Here is a 16,029-nt window from a genome sequence, read left to right as displayed (position 1 = left end):
GAACCTCGACGAGGAGGATGGGAATGCGTGTGCGGACTGCCGGCCGTCGTGACCACCCCGACGGCGTCGCGTCTCCGAGCCTTCCACTCCACCCGGGCGGCTGACGCCCACGGACTGGGAGCCCGCTCAGCCCGGCGGCGGGGGCGGGCTCCCACCTTTCCTGGTCGCCGTCCCGGCGCTCGGCGGCGGGGCGTCGGGACGGCGGCCGGGTTCCTCCGGCAAAGTGGCGGCATGGACGAGCTCTACCCGCCGATCGCCCCGCGTGCCGAAGGGTTCCTGGACGTCGGGGACGGGCACCGGATCCGGTGCCAGGAGGCGGGCAACCCGGCCGGGAAGCCGGTCGTGGTGCTGCACGGCGGTCCCGGCAGCGGGATCGCGCCGATGGCGCGGCGGCACTTCGACGCGAGCGTCTACCGGATCGTCCTGTTCGACCAGCGCGGCTCGGGCCAGTCGACGCCCGACGCGGGCGACCTCACCGCCAACACGCTGTGGCACCTGGTCTCGGACATGGAGGTCCTGCGCGAGCAGCTCGGCATCGAGCGCTGGCAGCTCTTCGGCGGGTCGTGGGGCGCGACGCTGGCCCTCGCCTACGCCCAGACGCACCCCTCGCGGGTCAGCGAGATCATCCTGCGGGGCGTGTTCACCGTGCGGCGCGGCGAGCTGGACTGGATCTACCGCGGCGGCGCCGCGAACCTCTTCCCGCGCGAGTGGGAAGCCTTCCTCGCGCCGATCCCGCCGGAGCGCCGGGACGACCCCCTCGCCGGCTACCGCGAGCTGCTCGACGACCCGTCCGAGGAGATCCGGCACCGCGCCGCGGTCGCGTGGAGCGTCTGGGAAGGCGCGACGGTTTCCGTGCGGCCCCAGGAGTCCTTCGTCCGCCAGTACGCCGAACCGGCGTTCGCGCTGACCTTCGCGCGGCTCGCCGTCCACTACTTCAGCCACGGCGCGTGGCTCGACGAGGGCCAGCTGATCCGCGACGCGGGCAAGCTCGCGGGGATTCCCGGCGTCATCGTGCAGGGCCGCTACGACGCCGTGTGCCCGCCGATCACGGCGTACGAACTGCACCAGGCGTGGCCCGGTTCGGAGCTGAACCTGCTCGAAGGCGCCGGGCACGCGGTGACCGACCCGGGCGTGCTCGCCGCCCTCCGCGCGGCGACGGATTCGTTCCGCGGCTAGAGCCGTCCACCGGAGGCCGTGTCACCGCCGGACAGCCGCTGCGCCAGGTACACCGGGACCGTCGACACCACGATCAGCACCGCCGCCACGACGTTGACGATCGGGGCCTGGTTGGGCCGGAACAGGTTGTCGTAGATCCAGATCGGCAGCGTCTCCATGCCCGTGCCCAGGGTGAACGTCGTCACGATGATCTCGTCGAACGACAGCGCGAACGCCAGCAGCCCGCCCGCCAGCAACGCCGAACGCAGCATCGGGAACGTCACCAGCCGGAACGTCGTGAGACCGGTCGCGCCGAGGTCCATCGACGCCTCCTCGAGGTTGCCGCCCATCCGCCGCAGCCGCGCGACGACGTTGTTGAACACCACCACGATGCAGAACGTCGCGTGCGCGATGATCGCCGTCAGCAGGCCGAGGTCGATGCCCAGGATGGTCCGGAACGCGTTGTTCAGCGCGATGCCGGTGACGATCCCTGGCAGCGCGATCGGCAGGATGATCAGCAGCGACACCGGGTTGCGGCCGAAGAACCGGTAGCGCTGCAGCGCGAACGCCGCCATCGTGCCGAGCACCAGCGCGATCGCCGTCGCCGCCAGGCCCGCCTCCACGCTCGTCCGGAGCGCGTGCAGCGCGCCTTCGTTGGACGCCGCCCGGCTCCACCATTCGAAGGTGAGCCGGGACGGCGGCCAGCCGAACGTCGTGTCCGCGTTGACGGAGTTGAGCAGCACCACCACCAGCGGGAAGTAGATCACCGCCAGGCCGAGCCCCAGCGCCGTCCACAGCAGCGTGCGCATGAGACCCTCCTAGAGGTTGTCCAGCGCGCCGGTGCGGCGCACCGCGGCCAGGTAGGCCAGCATGATCACGACCGGCACGGTCGCCACCGTCGCCGCGAACGGCAGGTTGTTCGCCGCGCCGATGTTGTCGTAGACGACGTTGCCGAGCATCTGCGAAGTGCCGCCGACGATCTTCACCGCGATGTAGTCGCCCAGGGACAGCGAGAACGTGAAGATCGAGCCCGCCACGATCGCCGGGAACGTCAGCGGCAGGATCACCGAGCGGAACGTCCGGAACGAGCGCGCGCCGAGGTCGCCCGACGCGTCCACCAGCGAGTCCGGCAACCGGTCGAGGCCCGCGTAGATCGGCAGGATCATGTACGGCAGCCAGAGGTAGGACAGCGTGATGATCGTCGCCGTGACGCCGTAACCGGGGGAAAGCCAGCTCAGGGCGCCGTTGCCGGACAGCATCGACCGCCACGCGTACGCCTTCACCAGGTAGCTCGCCCACAGCGGGGTCATCACCGCGATCACCAGAATCCGCTGCGCCCGGGGCGAAGCGAGCTTGGCCATCGCGAAGGCCATCGGGAACGCGATGACCGCGTCGATCACCGTGACCAGGGCCGCGATCCCGACCGTGCGGAAGGTGATCGTGCGGTAGACGGCGTCGGTGAACAGCGTCCTGAAGTTGTCCAGCGACCAGTCGACGACGACCTGGCCGGTGAACGTGTCGGTGTGCCAGAACGCCGTGACGAACAGCGCGGCGAGTGCGCCCAAGTAGGCCAGGCCGAGCCAGAGCAGCGGCGCCGACAGCAGGAAACCCAGGCGCAGCCGGGGTTTCCGGTAGAAGAAGGCCGAAACGGCGGTCATGTCAGCCCTTGATCTCGGTCCAGGCGCGGGTCCACTCGCCGTAGTCCTTGCACTTGACGTCCGTGCGGCCGTCGAGGCACTGCGGGATCGGCGTGGTCCAGTACGCGATCTTCGCCGCGTACGCCGCGTCGTTGGCGTGGTAGGTGTCGCAGAGGGTCTTGTCCGTCATCTCCGCGCACGCCTTCGCGTTCGCCGGCGCTTCGCCGAAGTACTCGGCGACCTGGGCGTTGGCCTTCGGGCTGATGATGTAGTCGAGCCACTTGTAGGCGCACGTCTTGTGCGGCGACTTGGCCGCGACCATCCAGGTGTCCGACCACCCGGTGGCGCCTTCGCTCGGCACGGCCGCCTCCAGCGGCGCGCCTTCGCCCTTGGTGAGGTTGACGGTGACCTGCCAGGCGGTGCCGACCAGCGCGTCGCCGTTCTTGAGCGCCTGGGACTCCTTGAGGTAGTCCGACCAGTACTCGGACACCAGCGGCCGCTGCTGCTTGAGCAGGTTCACCGCCGCGGTGAACTGCTTGTCGTCGAGCGCGTACGGGTTCTTGATGCCCAGGTCGGGCTGGTGCGCCTGGAGGTACAGCGCGGCGTCGGCGATGTAGATCGGCGAGTCGTAGGCGATCACCTTGCCCTTGTACGGCGAGTTCGCGTCGAACATCACCGACCACGAGCCCGGCGCGGGTGTCACCTTGTCGGTGCGCCAGGTCAGCAGGTTCGCGCCCCAGCCGTGCGGGATGCCGTAGGAGACGCCGCCGACGCTGTTCCACGGCTTGTTCTTCAGGAACGGCTGGACGTCGTTGTAGTTCCGCACGAGGTCGGTGTTCACCGGCTCCGCGTCCCCGGACGCGACGAGCCGAAGCGACGCGTCGCCCGATGCCGACACGACGTCGTACTGCCCGGTCTTCATCAGGGTCACCGCCTCGTCGGAGGTGCCGAACGGCTTGACGTTCACCTTGCAGCCGGTCTGCTGCTCGAACGGCGTCACCCAGTTGACCTTCGGGTCGTTCGAGCCGTTCTCCGCGTACCCCGGCCAGGCCAGGACGTTCAGCTGGCCCTCCGGCTGGCCGAGCGCCTTCAGCGCCTCCAGCTTCGGCGGCGTGAACCCTTGCGCGCCCGGCGGCGCGGACGAGTTGGAGCCCGACGTGCCACATGCAGCCAACAGCAGGCTCGCGCCGAAGATCCCGGCCAGCCGCGTCTTCCTGTTCTTCATGGCAACCCTTTCGAGGTCTACTGGACCTGGAAGCTGTGTTCGTTCCGCCAGCTGAGCCGGACACGCCCGTCCGCGAAAACGCCGTCGGTGTTCTGCCGGACGACCGAAAGCCGGCCACCCGCGTCGAGGGCGACCGAGTACCGCACGGTGGCTCCGGCGTAGACGACGTCGGTGACCGTGCCCGTCGCGCTGGTCTCCCCGGCCGCGGCGGGTTCCGACAGCTGGCCGTCGATGCGGATCTTCTCCGGCCGGATGCTGAACAGCCCCGGCCTGCCGATGACGGACTCGGCGCCGCGGCCGCCCAGCAGGTTCGACGTCCCGACGAACCCGGCGACGAACGCGCTGGCGGGCCGCTCGTAGACCTCTTCGGGCGGCCCGACCTGCTCGATCCTGCCGTCGTTGAACACCGCGATCCGGTCGCTCATGGTGAGCGCCTCGTCCTGGTCGTGGGTGACGAAGACGAACGTGATGCCGACGTCGCGCTGGATCTGCTTGAGCTCGAGCTGCATCGCCTGCCGCAGCTTGAGGTCGAGCGCGCCGAGGGGTTCGTCGAGCAGCAGCACCTTGGGCCGGTTCACCAGCGCGCGGGCGAGGGCGACGCGCTGGCGCTGGCCACCGGAGAGCTGCGCGGGTTTGCGCGACCCGTAGTCCTCCAGCCGCACGGTCTTCAACGCCTCGAGCGCGCGCTCCCGGCGTTGCTGCTTCGGGACGCGCTTGACGCGCAGGCCGTACTCGACGTTCTGCATCACGTTCATGTGCGGGAACAGCGCGTAGTCCTGGAACACCGTGTTGACGTCCCGCTCGAACGGCGCGAGGCGGCTGACGTCCCGGCCGTCCAGCTCGATCGTGCCCTCGGTCGGCAGCTCGAAGCCGGCGATCAGGCGCAGCACGGTCGTCTTGCCGGAACCGGACGGGCCGAGCATCGAGAAGAACTCGCCGGGCGGGATGTCGAGGTCGACGCCGTCGACCGCGTGGACGTCGCCGAAGTGCTTGCGCAGCCCGGAAAGCCGGATCGCGGGCCGTTGCCCGGTGGCCGCCTCAGGCTCGTCCCGGGTGGCAGACGGTGCTTGGTTCGGCATCGCCAGCCTCACAGTGCGCTCATGACGTGCTTGACGCGCGTGTAGTCCTCGAGGCCGTAGAGCGAGAGGTCCTTGCCGTAGCCGGACTTCTTGAAGCCGCCGTGCGGCATCTCGGCGACCAGCGGGATGTGGGTGTTGATCCAGACGCAGCCGAAGTCGAGCTTCGCGGCGGCGCGCATCGCACGCTGGTGGTCGCGGGTCCACACCGAGGACGCGAGACCGTACTGCACGGCGTTCGCGGCCTGCAGCGCCTCGGCTTCGCCGGAGAAGCGCTGGACAGTGATGACCGGGCCGAAGATCTCGTTCTGGCTGATCTCGTCGTCCTGGCGGACGCCGGAGACCACGGTGGCCTCATAGAAGTAGCCTTCGTCGCCGGCCCGGTGTCCTCCACAGTGGACGGTCGCGTGCGCGGGCAGCCGGTCGACGAACCCGGCGACCTTCTCCAGCTGAGCTGCGTTGTTGAGCGGGCCGAACGCGACGTCTTCTTCGTCGGGCTTGCCGGTCTTGGTGGTCTCGGCCTGGCGGGTGAGGGCGGCCACGAAGGTGTCGTGCACGTCGTCGGCGACCAGCACGCGGGTGGCGGCGGTGCAGTCCTGGCCCGCGTTGAAGTAGCCCGCGACGGCGATGGCCTCGGCCGCGGCTTCGAGGTCGGCGTCGCCGAAGACGATGACCGGCGCCTTGCCGCCGAGTTCGAGGTGCACGCGCTTGACGTCGTTCGCGGCACTGCGCGCCACCTCGATGCCCGCCCGGACCGAGCCGGTGATCGACACCATCGCCGGGATGTCGTGCTCCACCAGGGCACGGCCGGTGTCGCGGTCGCCGCAGATCACGTTGAACACGCCCGGCGGCAGGAACTCGCCGGCGATCTCGGCGAGCAGCAGCGTCGACGCGGGCGTGGTGTCGGACGGCTTGAGGACGACCGTGTTGCCGGCGGCGAGCGCGGGGGCGATCTTCCAGATGGCCATCAGCAGCGGGTAGTTCCACGGCGTGACCTGCGCGCAGACGCCGACGGGCTCGCGGCGGACGAAGGACGTGTGGCCTTCCAGGTACTCCCCCGCGGCGCGGCCTTCGAGCACGCGCGCGGCCCCGGCGAAGAAGCGGACCTGGTCGAGGACCATCGGGATCTCTTCGGCCATGGTCAGCGCGATCGGCTTGCCGGTGTTCGCGGACTCGGTGCGGACGAGGTCCCCGGCGCGGGCTTCGAGGGCGTCGGCGATCTTCAGCAGTGCGAGCTGGCGCTGGGCGGGCGTCGTCGCGCGCCAGGTCTCGAACGCGGTCGCGGCGACCTGCAGGGCGTTGTCGACGTCTTCGGGCCCGGCGATCGGCGCGGTGCAGTAGGGGCGTCCGGTGACCGGGTCGGCGATCTCCGCCGTCCGGCCCGACTTGGACTCGACGTACGCGCCGCCGACGTAGTGCTTCAGCTCGTGCACGGTTACTCCTCGGTGCTGACGGGAGCTAAAACATATGACTCCATATGTAATAGGACAAGGGGATGGGGCAAGATTGGTGCGAACGGGTACCGGCCGGAGGGGCACGCGATGCGCAAGGGCATGTCGCACAGCGCGCGATCCGCCATGTTCGCCCCGCTCGGCCAGGTCGGGCGGGCGGAGGCGGTGGCGGCGCGGCTGGTCGACGCCATCACGCTCGGCCTGCTCGCCGACCAGGAGCAGCTGCCCAGCGAGGCCGACCTGGCCGCGCAGTTCGGCGTCTCGACCGTGACGGTCCGGGAGGCCCTCGTGGCCCTGCGGCAGCAGGGCCTGGTCGAAACCCGGCGCGGCCGCAGCGGCGGCAGCTTCGTGCGCGCGCCGGCCGACCCGCCGTCGGACGCGTGGCGCTCGCGGCTGCGGGAGGTGTCGCTGTCGGACCTGCGCGACGTCGGCGACCACTACCTCGCGATCGCCGGGGCCGCCGCGAAGCTCGCCGCCGAACGCAGCTCCCCCGAGGACGTCGCCCGGCTGCGGCTGGCGACCGACGACCTCCGCACCGCCCAGGGAATCGACTTCACGCGGGCGGAACGGCAGTTCCACCTGGAGGTCGCGGCGGCCGCGCAGTCTCCGCGGCTCACGCACGAAGAGGTCCACCTGCAGAGCGAGCTGGGCGGGCTGCTGTGGCTGCCGCTCGGGCCGGCGGCCCACTCGTGCGAGGAGCACGCGGCGATCACCGCGGCGATTTCCTCCGCGGACGGCGACCTGGCCCGCAAGCTCACCGAGGAGCACATCCTGAGCGCGCTCGACCGGCTCGCGGACGTGCACCTCGGCTTGCTCACGCCGTAAGCTTCCGCTACTCCGCGCATCGAGGTGAGCACCGTGAACGACACCCGCACGCTGGCCGGCGACGAGGTCGTCGAGCAGGTTTCCGCGTTGGTGGAAGGCGTTTTCGAGCGGCTCAAGCCCGTGCTGGCGGCGGCCGAGTCGGTACTGGCCGAAGCCCCGGTCGCCGCCGCCCTGCACCGCATCCGCCCGCAGGTCACCGAGGCCCTCGGCGGGCTGGTCATCGGCGCGGGCTTCGTCAGCGCCCCGCACGTGCTGACCGATTCGGAGTTCGGCTTCGAGTGGTGGACCCGCACCGGCGGCGAACCGCCGTCGCAGCTGTTCATCAGCCTCGACCCGGCGAGCGAGAACTTCCTGGACTACACGCGTCAGTCGTGGTTCACGGTCCCGCGCGACACCGGGCGGCGGCACATCAACGGCCCGTACGTGGACTACCTGTGCACCGACGAGTACACGCTGACGTTCACGATCCCGGTGGTTCGCTCCGGCTCCTTCGCGGGCGTGGTCGGCGCGGACGTCTACGTGCGCGAGTTCGAACGCGCGGTCCGTCCCCGGCTGCGGTCGCTGGGGCGCGGAGCGGCGTTGCTGAACGCGCAGGGCCGGGTGATCGTGTCCAACAGCGTCCGGCAGCCGACGGGCTCGCTGGTGCGCGAGGCCGACGTCCCGGCCTGGTGGTCGGCGGGCGCGGAGCCGGGACCAGGCCTGCGGCGCTGCGGTGACTCGCCGATCGTGCTGGTGAGCTAAGCCTGCAGCGCGACCCAGAGTTCGGCGCGGACGCCCGGTGAGTCGAGGTCGCGGCCGAGCAGTTCCTGGACCTTCGTGATCCGGTTCCGCAGCGTGTGCCGGTGGACGCCGAGGCGGGCCGCGGCGACGTCCCAGTGGCCGTGGTGCTCCAGCCAGCAGCGCAGTGACTCGACCAGATCTCCGCGGCCGGACTCGTCGTGCCTCCGCAGCGGGGCCAGCAGGTTCTCGCCGTAGATGCGCGCCACCACGGGGTCGATGAGCGACAGCAGGCCGCGGGCCGAGTGTTCCGCGTAGGTGACAAGCGGTTTGCCGTCCGCCTCGGCCGCGCGGGCGGCCAGGTCCGCCTGTTCCGCCGCCACCGCGAAGTTCTCCAGCGGTACGGGATCCACCAAGCCCGCGTACATCGGCCCGACGCTCGCCGCCGCGGTCAGCGCCCGTTCGAGCACATCGCTGCCGGACCGGCCGATGACGATCACCGCCGAACCCGACTCCGCGAAGAAGAGCGAGGTGTCGCCTTCCAGCGCATAGCCGGCCCGGCGGCGCTGAGCGGGTCCGCCGACCAGCGCCACCACCGCCCACGGCGGCTCCGGCGGGTCGCCCCACGCGGTGCTCATCACCCCGAGCGCCAGTTCGTGCTGTCCGGCCGCCAGCAGGTCGACCACCCCGGTGCGCAGGAACCGCCACGCGTGCGTGAGCTTCAGATCCTGTTCCAGCGCCAGGGAAAGCAGCGCGACCGCCGTGTTGACCACGTGCCGTCCGGCGGTGTCGAGGGGCTCGGCCGTGCCGACCGCGAGCGCGCGGCGCACCCGGGTGTGGAGGGTCTGCAGCACGACCTCGTGTCCGTCGAGGTCGAAGACGCGCGTACCCGAGCGAAGCTGCTTCAGCTCTTCGCGCACCACGTCGGCATAGGACTGCGCGGTGGCCGGAGCCGCACCCTCGACCCCTACGGTGTCGAGCAGCAGCACCCAGCCGTCGACGAGCTTCGCCAGCTTGCGCACCACCCCCGCCGGGCCGCCCTTGCCGACCGCCGTGCGAGTCAGTTCCTGCTGGGCGCGGCCGATGCGGACCGTCGTCGCGTACTCGTCGGCCGCCACCGCGCGCGAGACCGCGCGGGTGATCGCGATGAACGGCGTCTTCCGCGGCACCTCCAGCACCGGCAGCCCGACCTCAGCGGCGGTCGCGACCAGCGCTCGGGGCACGTCGTCGTGGCTCAGCCCGACGCCGAAGCCGAGCCCCGCGACTCCGGCGTCGACGAGACGGCGCACGTAGGCCGGTGACGTCTCTTCAGCCAGGGCCAGGCCGGTGGTGAGCAGCAGCTCGCCGCCCTCGAGGAACGCCTGCGGGTCGGTCAGCTCCGTCGGGTGGACCCAGGCGATCGGCCGGTCCAGGACGTCTTCGCCGGTCAGCACCCGCAGCCCGAGCGGGCGGTCGTCGGCCAAGGCGCGCAGCGTGAGTGCCATAACGGCCAATTCTACGCGTCGACTTGGACAGTTTGGCGAGCTGACGGCCGTCGCCGCGGCGCTCATCCTGAGGACGTCCACCGACTTTCCCCAGGAGCACGCCGTGACCGCAAGCACCACCGCCGAGCCACAGGCCCCGGCACCTCGGCAACGCACGCTGCGCACCGAGATCCCCGGCCCCCTCTCGCGCCAGCTGCAGGAGCGCCGCGCCAACGCCGTCGCCGCCGGGGTCAGCTCGGTGCTGCCCGTCTACGTCACCTCCGCCAGCGGCGGCCTACTCACCGACGCCGACGGCAACGTCCTGATCGACTTCGGCTCCGGCATCGCGGTGACCAACGTCGGGCACTCCGCGCCGGCCGTCGTCGACCGCGTCCGCAAGCAGGCGTGCTGGTTCACCCACACCTGTTTCATGGTCACGCCGTACGAGGGATACGTCGAGGTCTGCGAGGCACTGGCCGAGCTGACGCCGGGCGACCACGCGAAGAAGTCGGTGCTGTTCAACTCCGGCGCCGAAGCCGTCGAGAACGCCGTGAAGATCGCGCGGACGGCGACCGGACGCCAGGCCGTCGTCGTGTTCGACCACGCCTACCACGGCCGCACCAACCTCACCATGGGCATGACCGCGAAATCCGTGCCCTACAAGCACGGCTTCGGCCCGTTCGCGCCCGAGATCTACCGCGTCCCGGGCTCATACCCCTTCCGCGACGGCCTGTCCGGACCCGAAGCGGCCGCGCTGGCGATCGACCGGATCGAAAAGCAGATCGGCGGCGACCAGGTCGCCGCGGTTGTCCTGGAGCCCATTCAGGGCGAAGGCGGCTTCATCGAGCCCGCCCGCGGCTTCCTGCCCGCCATCGCGGCGTGGTGCCGGGAGAACGGCGTCGTGTACGTCGCCGACGAGGTCCAGACGGGCTTCTGCCGCACCGGTTCGTGGTTCGCCTCCACCGACGAGGACGTCGTGCCGGACCTCATCGCGACGGCCAAGGGCATCGCGGGCGGTCTGCCGCTGTCCGCCGTCACCGGCCGCGCTTCCCTGCTCGACGCCGTCCCGCCGGGCGGCCTCGGCGGCACGTACGGCGGCAACCCGATCGCCTGCGCTGCGGCGCTCGGCTCGATCGAGACGATGAAGAACGAGGACCTCGCCGCATCGGCCAAGCGCATCGAAGGCATCGTCCTGCCGCGGCTGCGGGCGCTGGCTTCGGAAACCGGGGTGATCGGTGACGTCCGCGGGCGCGGCGCGATGCTGGCGGCGGAGTTCGTCAAGCCCGGTTCGGTGGAGCCGGACCCGGACCTCACCAAGCGCGTCGCGGCGGCCTGCCACCGCGCCGGTGTCATCGTGCTGACCTGCGGCACCTACGGCAACGTCGTCCGGCTGCTGCCGCCGCTGTCGCTGGCCGACGACCTGCTCGACGAGGGCCTCTCGGTTCTCGAACACGCCGTTCGTACGGAGGCCCGCGCATGACTTTCCCGTTCTGGGTCGCCGGAAAGCCGGTGACCGCCGGCTCGACGGCTGTCGTCCGTCACTCCTACGACGGTTCGCCGGCCGGGTCGCACTTCGTCCCGTCGCCTTCGGACGTGGAAGCCGCGGTGCAGGCCGCGGCGGACGTCGCCGACGAGTTCGCGACGCTGCCCGCGCACGTCCGCGCCGGGGCGTTGGACCACGTGTCCCGATCCTTGGGCGAGCGGTCCGAAGAGATCGCGTCGCTGATCACGGCCGAGTCCGGCAAGCCGCTGAAGTGGGCGCGCGGCGAGGTCGGCCGCGCGGTGTCGACGTTCCGCTGGGCCGCCGAGGAGGCCCGCCGCTTCTCCGGCGAGCTGCAGCGGCTCGACACGGACGCGGGCGGCACCGGCCGGCTCGCGCTGGTGCGGCGCGTGCCCCGCGGGCCGGTGCTGGGCATCACGCCGTTCAACTTCCCGCTGAACCTGGTGGCGCACAAGGTGGCCCCGGCGATCGCGGTGGGTGCGCCGATCGTGCTCAAGCCCGCGCCCGCGACGCCGCTGACGGCGTTGCTGCTCGGCGAAATCCTGGCCGCGACGGATCTTCCGGCGGGCTCGTGGTCGATCCTGCCGGTGGACAACGAGACGTCGTCGAGGCTGGTCGAGGACCCGCGGCTGCCGGTGGTGTCGTTCACCGGCTCGGTCCCGGTGGGCTGGGCGATCCGCGACCGCGTGCCACGCAAGCACGTCGCGCTCGAGCTGGGCGGCAACGGCGCGGTGCTCGTCTGCCCCGACTGGCCGGACCTCGACTTCGCGGCGCAGCGGATCGCGACGTTCGCGATGTACCAGGCGGGCCAGTCGTGCATTTCGGTGCAGCGGGTGTACGCGCACTCGTCCGTATACGACGCTCTGGCGGAGAAGGTGGTCGCTCACGTGCGCGCGTTGCGGACCGGCGACCCGCGTGCCGACGGCGTCGATGTGGGACCGCTGATCAATCTCGATGCCGCCACCCGGGTTTCCTCGTGGATCTCGTCGGCGGTGTCCGCGGGCGGCCGCCTGCTGACGGGCGGTTCCCGGTCGGGAGCCACGGTGGAGCCGACGGTGCTGGCGGACGTCCCGGAAGACGCGTCGGTGATGGCCGAGGAGGTCTTCGGGCCGGTGGTCTCGCTGAACCGGGTGTCCTCAGTGGACGAAGGGGTGGCGCGGATCAACGCGTCCCGCTTCGGCTTGCAGGCGGGCGTGTTCACCCGCGACCTCCCGACGGCGTTCGAGGTGTCGGCGGCGCTGCGCGTGGGCGGCGTGATCGTCGGCGACGTCCCGAGCTTCCGCGCGGATCAGATGCCCTATGGCGGGGTGAAGGACTCCGGCGTGGGCCGCGAAGGCCCGGCGGCGGCGATGGCGGACTTCACGGAGGAACGCGTCACGGTCCTGACGGGATTGACGCTCTGAATTCACTCGCTCCCCCTCCGGTCCGGGCGTAGCCTCGGGCCGGACAGGGAGGGCTCATGACGTTGCCCCGCAAAGGTTCCCGGCTCATCACCGTCGACGGCACGGACTATCGCTGGACGGTCCGCCGCAAACCGACCTACGCCCAAGGGCTCGGCGCGACGATGACCTTCGCCGTCGAACTCGCCGATCAGCCGGGGGCCACCTTGGTCATCGACACCGGACGGCCGCGGCCGGACAACTGGCTGTACCCGGCGGCCGAGCCGGTGCGCCCGGCCGAAGTGGCCGCAAGCATCCGGGCCGCGCTCGCGCGTGGCTTTGACTTCACAGCCCCGCCAACGCCTCCGTCAGCGCGGCGTGGGCCTCGACCAGTGAAGGCCCGTACCAGGTGAGGTGGCGGCCCGAGACCAGGACGTACCGTGCGTCCGGGAAGTGGTCCGGGCCGTCCTCCTCGGTGAACAGGTACGGCTCGTCCGGCAGCACCAGCAGGTCCGCGTCCGCGGCCAGGTGGGCCCGCAGCTCCTCGACGTCCGGGCGCGGGTAACGCTCCTCCGAACCCGCGTACACGTTCGCCACGCCGAGGCGGCGCAGGACGTCGCCCGCGAACGTGTCGCGGCCCAGGACGATCCACGGCTTCCGCCAGACCGGCACCACCGCGTGGAACCGCACCGGCCGGACCTCGCGCCAGGCTTCTTCCGCGGAAACCAGCCAGTCCGGCTCTTCGAGTTCGTACGCCTGGGTCAGGATCCGCCGCAGCGACCCCAGCGCGGCGGGCACGGTCGCCGACGCGGCCATCACCCAGACCGGGATTCCGTTGGCGCGCAGGCGTTCCACGTCATCCTGGCGGTTCTCCTCCGAGTTCGCCAGCACGAGGTCGGGCGCCAGCTCCAGCACCCGGTCGAGTTTCGGGTACTTCGACCCGCCGACGCGCGGAACGTCCAAGGTGGATGGATGCGTGCAGTAGTCCGTCGCGCCCGCGAGGCGTCCGGGCGCGCTCACCTCGACCGCTTCGGTGAGCGACGGCACCAGCGACACCACTCGCGAAGCCGGTCCGGACAGCGGCACCGGCTCACCGAGATCGTCGACGAGGTAAGTCATGCCCGTTCGAACGACACCTTCCGCTTCTCGACGTCGACCGAGGTCAGCCGGACCCCGATCCGCTCCCCCGCGGTCAGCTTCTCCCCCGCGCACTTCGCCATCACCGTCGGGTCCTCGACGAGGATCTCCGCCTTGTTCTCGTCCGCGCGCAGCACCACCGCGCTGAACTCGCCGCCGACGTGCTCGGCCAGCACCCACGCCTCGACCTGGTCGATGCACGCGCGCTCGACCTTCGCGGCGAGGGTGTCCGACGCGCTCATCCGCTCCGGGACGTCCGCCAGCGCCGCCCGCACCCAGTCCGGGACCTCGCGGCCGGCCGAGACGGCGAGGCAGATCTCCGTCGCGAACCGGTCGACCAGCCGCCGGATCGGGGCCGTGACGTGCGCATACGCGCCGCCGATGCCCGCGTGCGTCGTGAGCGCGGGCAGCTCGCCGTCGAACGCGGTGTAGCCCGCGCCGCGCAGCAGCCGGGTCGTATCGGCGTAGAGCGCCATCGACTCCGGCTGGCCCGGGTCCAACCGGGACAGGAACTCCGAAACGGTCGTCTCCGGCGCCCACGCGATGCCCAGCGCCTCGGCCGAGCGGCGCAGCCAGTCGACGGCCTCGGGCTCCGGGTCGGGCAGCGTGCGCAGGACGCCGATCCGCGCGTCGATCATGATCCGCGCCGCGGCCATCCCGGTGAGCAGCGAGATCTCGGCGTTCCACGCGTCGACGGCCGTGCGCGGGCGGCGGGCCAGCACCCAGCCGCCGTCCGGGTCGCCGCTGATCTCCTGCTCCGGCAGCTGCAGCTCCACCGCGCCGCGGCGGACGGCCAGTTCGCGCCGCCGCCGTCCCAGCTCGGGCAGCGCGGCCACCGACGGGTGCGGGTTCCCGGCGTCGAGTTCGGCCTGCACGGTCTCGTAGTCGAACTGCTCGGTGGAGCGGACCAGCGCGCGACGCACCCGGGTCGCGGTCAGCTCGCCGGCATCGTCGGTCTCGATGGTCCAGAGCACCGCCGGCCGGACCTCGCCGGGCAGCAGGCTCGCCGCGCCTTCGGACAGCACCGGCGGGTGCAGCGGGACGTTCCCGTCGGGCAGGTAGAGCGTCTGCCCGCGCAGGCGCGACTCCCGGTCGAGCGCGCCGCCGGGCGGGACGAACGCGGCGAGGTCGGCGATCGCGTAGTGCACGCGGAAACCGTTCGCGGTGCACTCGACGACCATCGCCTGGTCCAGGTCCTTGGACCCGGGCGGATCGATGGTGACGAAGGGCAGGTCCGTCGCGTCTTCGCGGGGGCCGGCGCTCGCGAGCGGGTCGAGGACCGCCGCCTCCGCCTCGGCCAGCACCTCGGGCCCGAACGACTCCGGCAGCGAAAACTCGGCACGCAGGGGGCCGAAGTCCCCGCCCGCCGAGTGTGTCCTGATCACGAGGGGAGGCACCCCCCAACCCTAACCCTCACCAGGCCCGGAGATCGCCCGATCGGGCGCGGGCCGGTCGGGTGTACGTTGACCCGGAGCATAATGAAAACCGTCTTCATTGCCAGAAGGGGACCTCCAGAAGTGAAGATCGCGTTCGTCGGCAAGGGCGGCAGCGGCAAGACCACGCTGTCGTCGCTGTTCGTGGCTTACCTCGCGGACGCCGGCCTGCCGGTGCTCGCCATCGACGCCGACATCAACCAGCACCTCGCGGTGGCGCTCGGCGCGACCGAAGAGGAAGCGCTCGCCTGGCCGACGCTCGGCGACAACATGACCCTGATCAAGGACTACCTGCGCGGCGACAACCCGCGCATCCCCGACACGGCGTCGATGATCAAGACGACACCGCCGGGACGCGGCTCGCGGCTGGTCCGGCCGTTCGAGGACAACCCGGTCTTCGCGGCGTGCTTCCGGCAGCTGGGCGGCGTGCGGCTGGGCGTCACCGGGCAGTTCGACGAGGACGACCTGGGCGTCAAGTGCTACCACTCGAAGGTGGGGGCGGCGGAGCTGCTGCTGAACCACCTGGTCGACGTCGACGGCGAATACGTCGTGATGGACATGACGGCGGGCGCGGACGCGTTCGCTTCGGGGCTGTTCACGCGGTTCGACGTGACGTTCCTGGTGTGCGAGCCGACGGTCCGGAGCGTGGGGGTGTACCGCCAGTACGCGGACTACGCGCGGGACTTCGGCGTGCGGCTGGTGGTGGTCGGCAACAAGGTCACCGACGCCGAGGACGTCGAGTTCTTGCAGGAGCAGGTCGGCGGCGCGCTGCTGGGCTGGATGTCGGCTTCACGGCACGTACGCGCGGCCGAGCGCGGCGCGGCCCGGCCGATCACCGAGCTGGAGCCGCGCAACCTGGAGACGCTGAGCGCGATGCACGCGACGGTCGACGCGGAGCAGCGCGACTGGGCGCGTTACCAGCGTCAAGCGGTCGAGTTCCACCTGCGAAACGCCCGGGCCTGGGCGGGCGCCGACCTCGTTTCGCAGGTGGACCCGGAGTTCGTGCTCAGCCCGCGGCTGGCGGTCTAGT

At 71.3% G+C, this 16,029-nt stretch carries 15 protein-coding genes; 7 read left to right on the top strand and 8 right to left on the bottom strand.

Features of this window, described 5'->3' with window-relative positions; all coding sequences use genetic code 11:
• The first annotated feature begins 231 nt into the window (after positions 1–231).
• Positions 232–1,176, top strand: coding sequence for a prolyl aminopeptidase (gene pip / locus CF165_RS48500; RefSeq protein WP_093954372.1), 945 nt, complete (start codon positions 232–234; stop codon positions 1,174–1,176).
• On the opposite strand, the gene CF165_RS48495 is transcribed toward pip, so the two are convergent.
• The 5 genes from CF165_RS48495 to CF165_RS48475 are packed head-to-tail and all read right to left on the bottom strand — an operon-like array spanning position 1,173 to position 6,526.
• Entirely contained in the window at positions 1,173–1,964 is a 792-nt protein-coding gene (locus tag CF165_RS48495; RefSeq protein ID WP_093954371.1) for an ABC transporter permease, read from the bottom strand. The two genes, pip and CF165_RS48495, sit on opposite strands and share 4 nt — an antisense overlap.
• A 9-nt stretch (positions 1,965–1,973) precedes the next feature.
• Entirely contained in the window at positions 1,974–2,813 is an 840-nt protein-coding gene (locus tag CF165_RS48490) for an ABC transporter permease (protein WP_093954370.1), read from the bottom strand.
• A 1-nt stretch (position 2,814) separates the two neighbouring features.
• On the bottom strand, positions 2,815–4,017 hold the full coding sequence (locus tag CF165_RS48485; protein ID WP_093954369.1) for an ABC transporter substrate-binding protein: 1,203 nt from the start codon (positions 4,015–4,017) through the stop codon (positions 2,815–2,817).
• Between the two features lie 17 nt (positions 4,018–4,034).
• Positions 4,035–5,096: an ABC transporter ATP-binding protein gene (locus CF165_RS48480; protein WP_167441785.1), complete on the bottom strand. Its 1,062-nt coding sequence runs from the start codon at positions 5,094–5,096 to the stop codon at positions 4,035–4,037.
• An 8-nt stretch (positions 5,097–5,104) separates the two neighbouring features.
• Complete coding sequence (locus CF165_RS48475) at positions 5,105–6,526, bottom strand: gamma-aminobutyraldehyde dehydrogenase (RefSeq protein ID WP_093954367.1); 1,422 nt, start codon at positions 6,524–6,526, stop codon at positions 5,105–5,107.
• 108 nt (positions 6,527–6,634) lie between these two features.
• Here CF165_RS48475 and CF165_RS48470 point away from each other — a divergent pair, with 108 nt between their 5' ends.
• The gene (locus CF165_RS48470) at positions 6,635–7,369 is read left to right on the top strand and encodes a FadR/GntR family transcriptional regulator (protein WP_093954366.1); all 735 of its coding nucleotides are present in this window, start codon (positions 6,635–6,637) and stop codon (positions 7,367–7,369) included.
• A gap of 33 nt (positions 7,370–7,402) precedes the next feature.
• A complete protein-coding gene (locus CF165_RS48465; protein WP_093954365.1) occupies positions 7,403–8,110 on the top strand; it encodes a cache domain-containing protein in 708 nt (235 codons plus the stop codon).
• Here CF165_RS48465 and CF165_RS48460 read toward each other — a convergent pair.
• Positions 8,107–9,570 carry a PucR family transcriptional regulator gene (locus tag CF165_RS48460; protein WP_093954364.1) on the bottom strand — a complete coding sequence of 488 codons (1,464 nt, stop codon included), beginning with the start codon at positions 9,568–9,570 and terminating at the stop codon, positions 8,107–8,109. The two genes, CF165_RS48465 and CF165_RS48460, sit on opposite strands and share 4 nt — an antisense overlap.
• A gap of 103 nt (positions 9,571–9,673) precedes the next feature.
• On the opposite strand from CF165_RS48460, the gene gabT reads away from it, so the two are divergent.
• From gabT to CF165_RS52345, 3 genes are read left to right on the top strand one after another with little or no spacing between them, the layout of a single operon-like run.
• Complete coding sequence (gene gabT / locus CF165_RS48455) at positions 9,674–11,029, top strand: 4-aminobutyrate--2-oxoglutarate transaminase (protein WP_093954363.1); 1,356 nt, start codon at positions 9,674–9,676, stop codon at positions 11,027–11,029.
• Entirely contained in the window at positions 11,026–12,453 is a 1,428-nt protein-coding gene (locus CF165_RS48450; protein ID WP_093954362.1) for an aldehyde dehydrogenase family protein, read from the top strand. Before gabT ends, CF165_RS48450 begins: the two co-directional genes overlap by 4 nt.
• 56 nt (positions 12,454–12,509) lie before the next feature.
• The gene (locus CF165_RS52345) at positions 12,510–12,842 is read left to right on the top strand and encodes a hypothetical protein (RefSeq protein WP_093954361.1); all 333 of its coding nucleotides are present in this window, start codon (positions 12,510–12,512) and stop codon (positions 12,840–12,842) included.
• Here the strand turns inward: CF165_RS52345 and CF165_RS48440 are convergent.
• Positions 12,775–13,548 carry a helical backbone metal receptor gene (locus CF165_RS48440; protein ID WP_093954360.1) on the bottom strand — a complete coding sequence of 258 codons (774 nt, stop codon included), beginning with the start codon at positions 13,546–13,548 and terminating at the stop codon, positions 12,775–12,777. The genes CF165_RS52345 and CF165_RS48440 overlap by 68 nt on opposite strands.
• A complete protein-coding gene (locus CF165_RS48435) occupies positions 13,545–14,951 on the bottom strand; it encodes an RNB domain-containing ribonuclease (RefSeq protein ID WP_093954359.1) in 1,407 nt (468 codons plus the stop codon). Before CF165_RS48435 ends, CF165_RS48440 begins: the two co-directional genes overlap by 4 nt.
• 132 nt (positions 14,952–15,083) lie before the next feature.
• Here CF165_RS48435 and CF165_RS48430 point away from each other — a divergent pair, with 132 nt between their 5' ends.
• Entirely contained in the window at positions 15,084–16,028 is a 945-nt protein-coding gene (locus tag CF165_RS48430) for an ATP-binding protein (RefSeq protein ID WP_093954358.1), read from the top strand.
• The last annotated feature ends 1 nt before the right edge of the window (position 16,029 follow it).

This window comes from Amycolatopsis vastitatis (assembly GCF_002234595.1).
GTDB classification, from domain to species: domain Bacteria; phylum Actinomycetota; class Actinomycetes; order Mycobacteriales; family Pseudonocardiaceae; genus Amycolatopsis; species Amycolatopsis vastitatis.
This window is presented reverse-complemented; position numbering and strand designations above follow the sequence as displayed.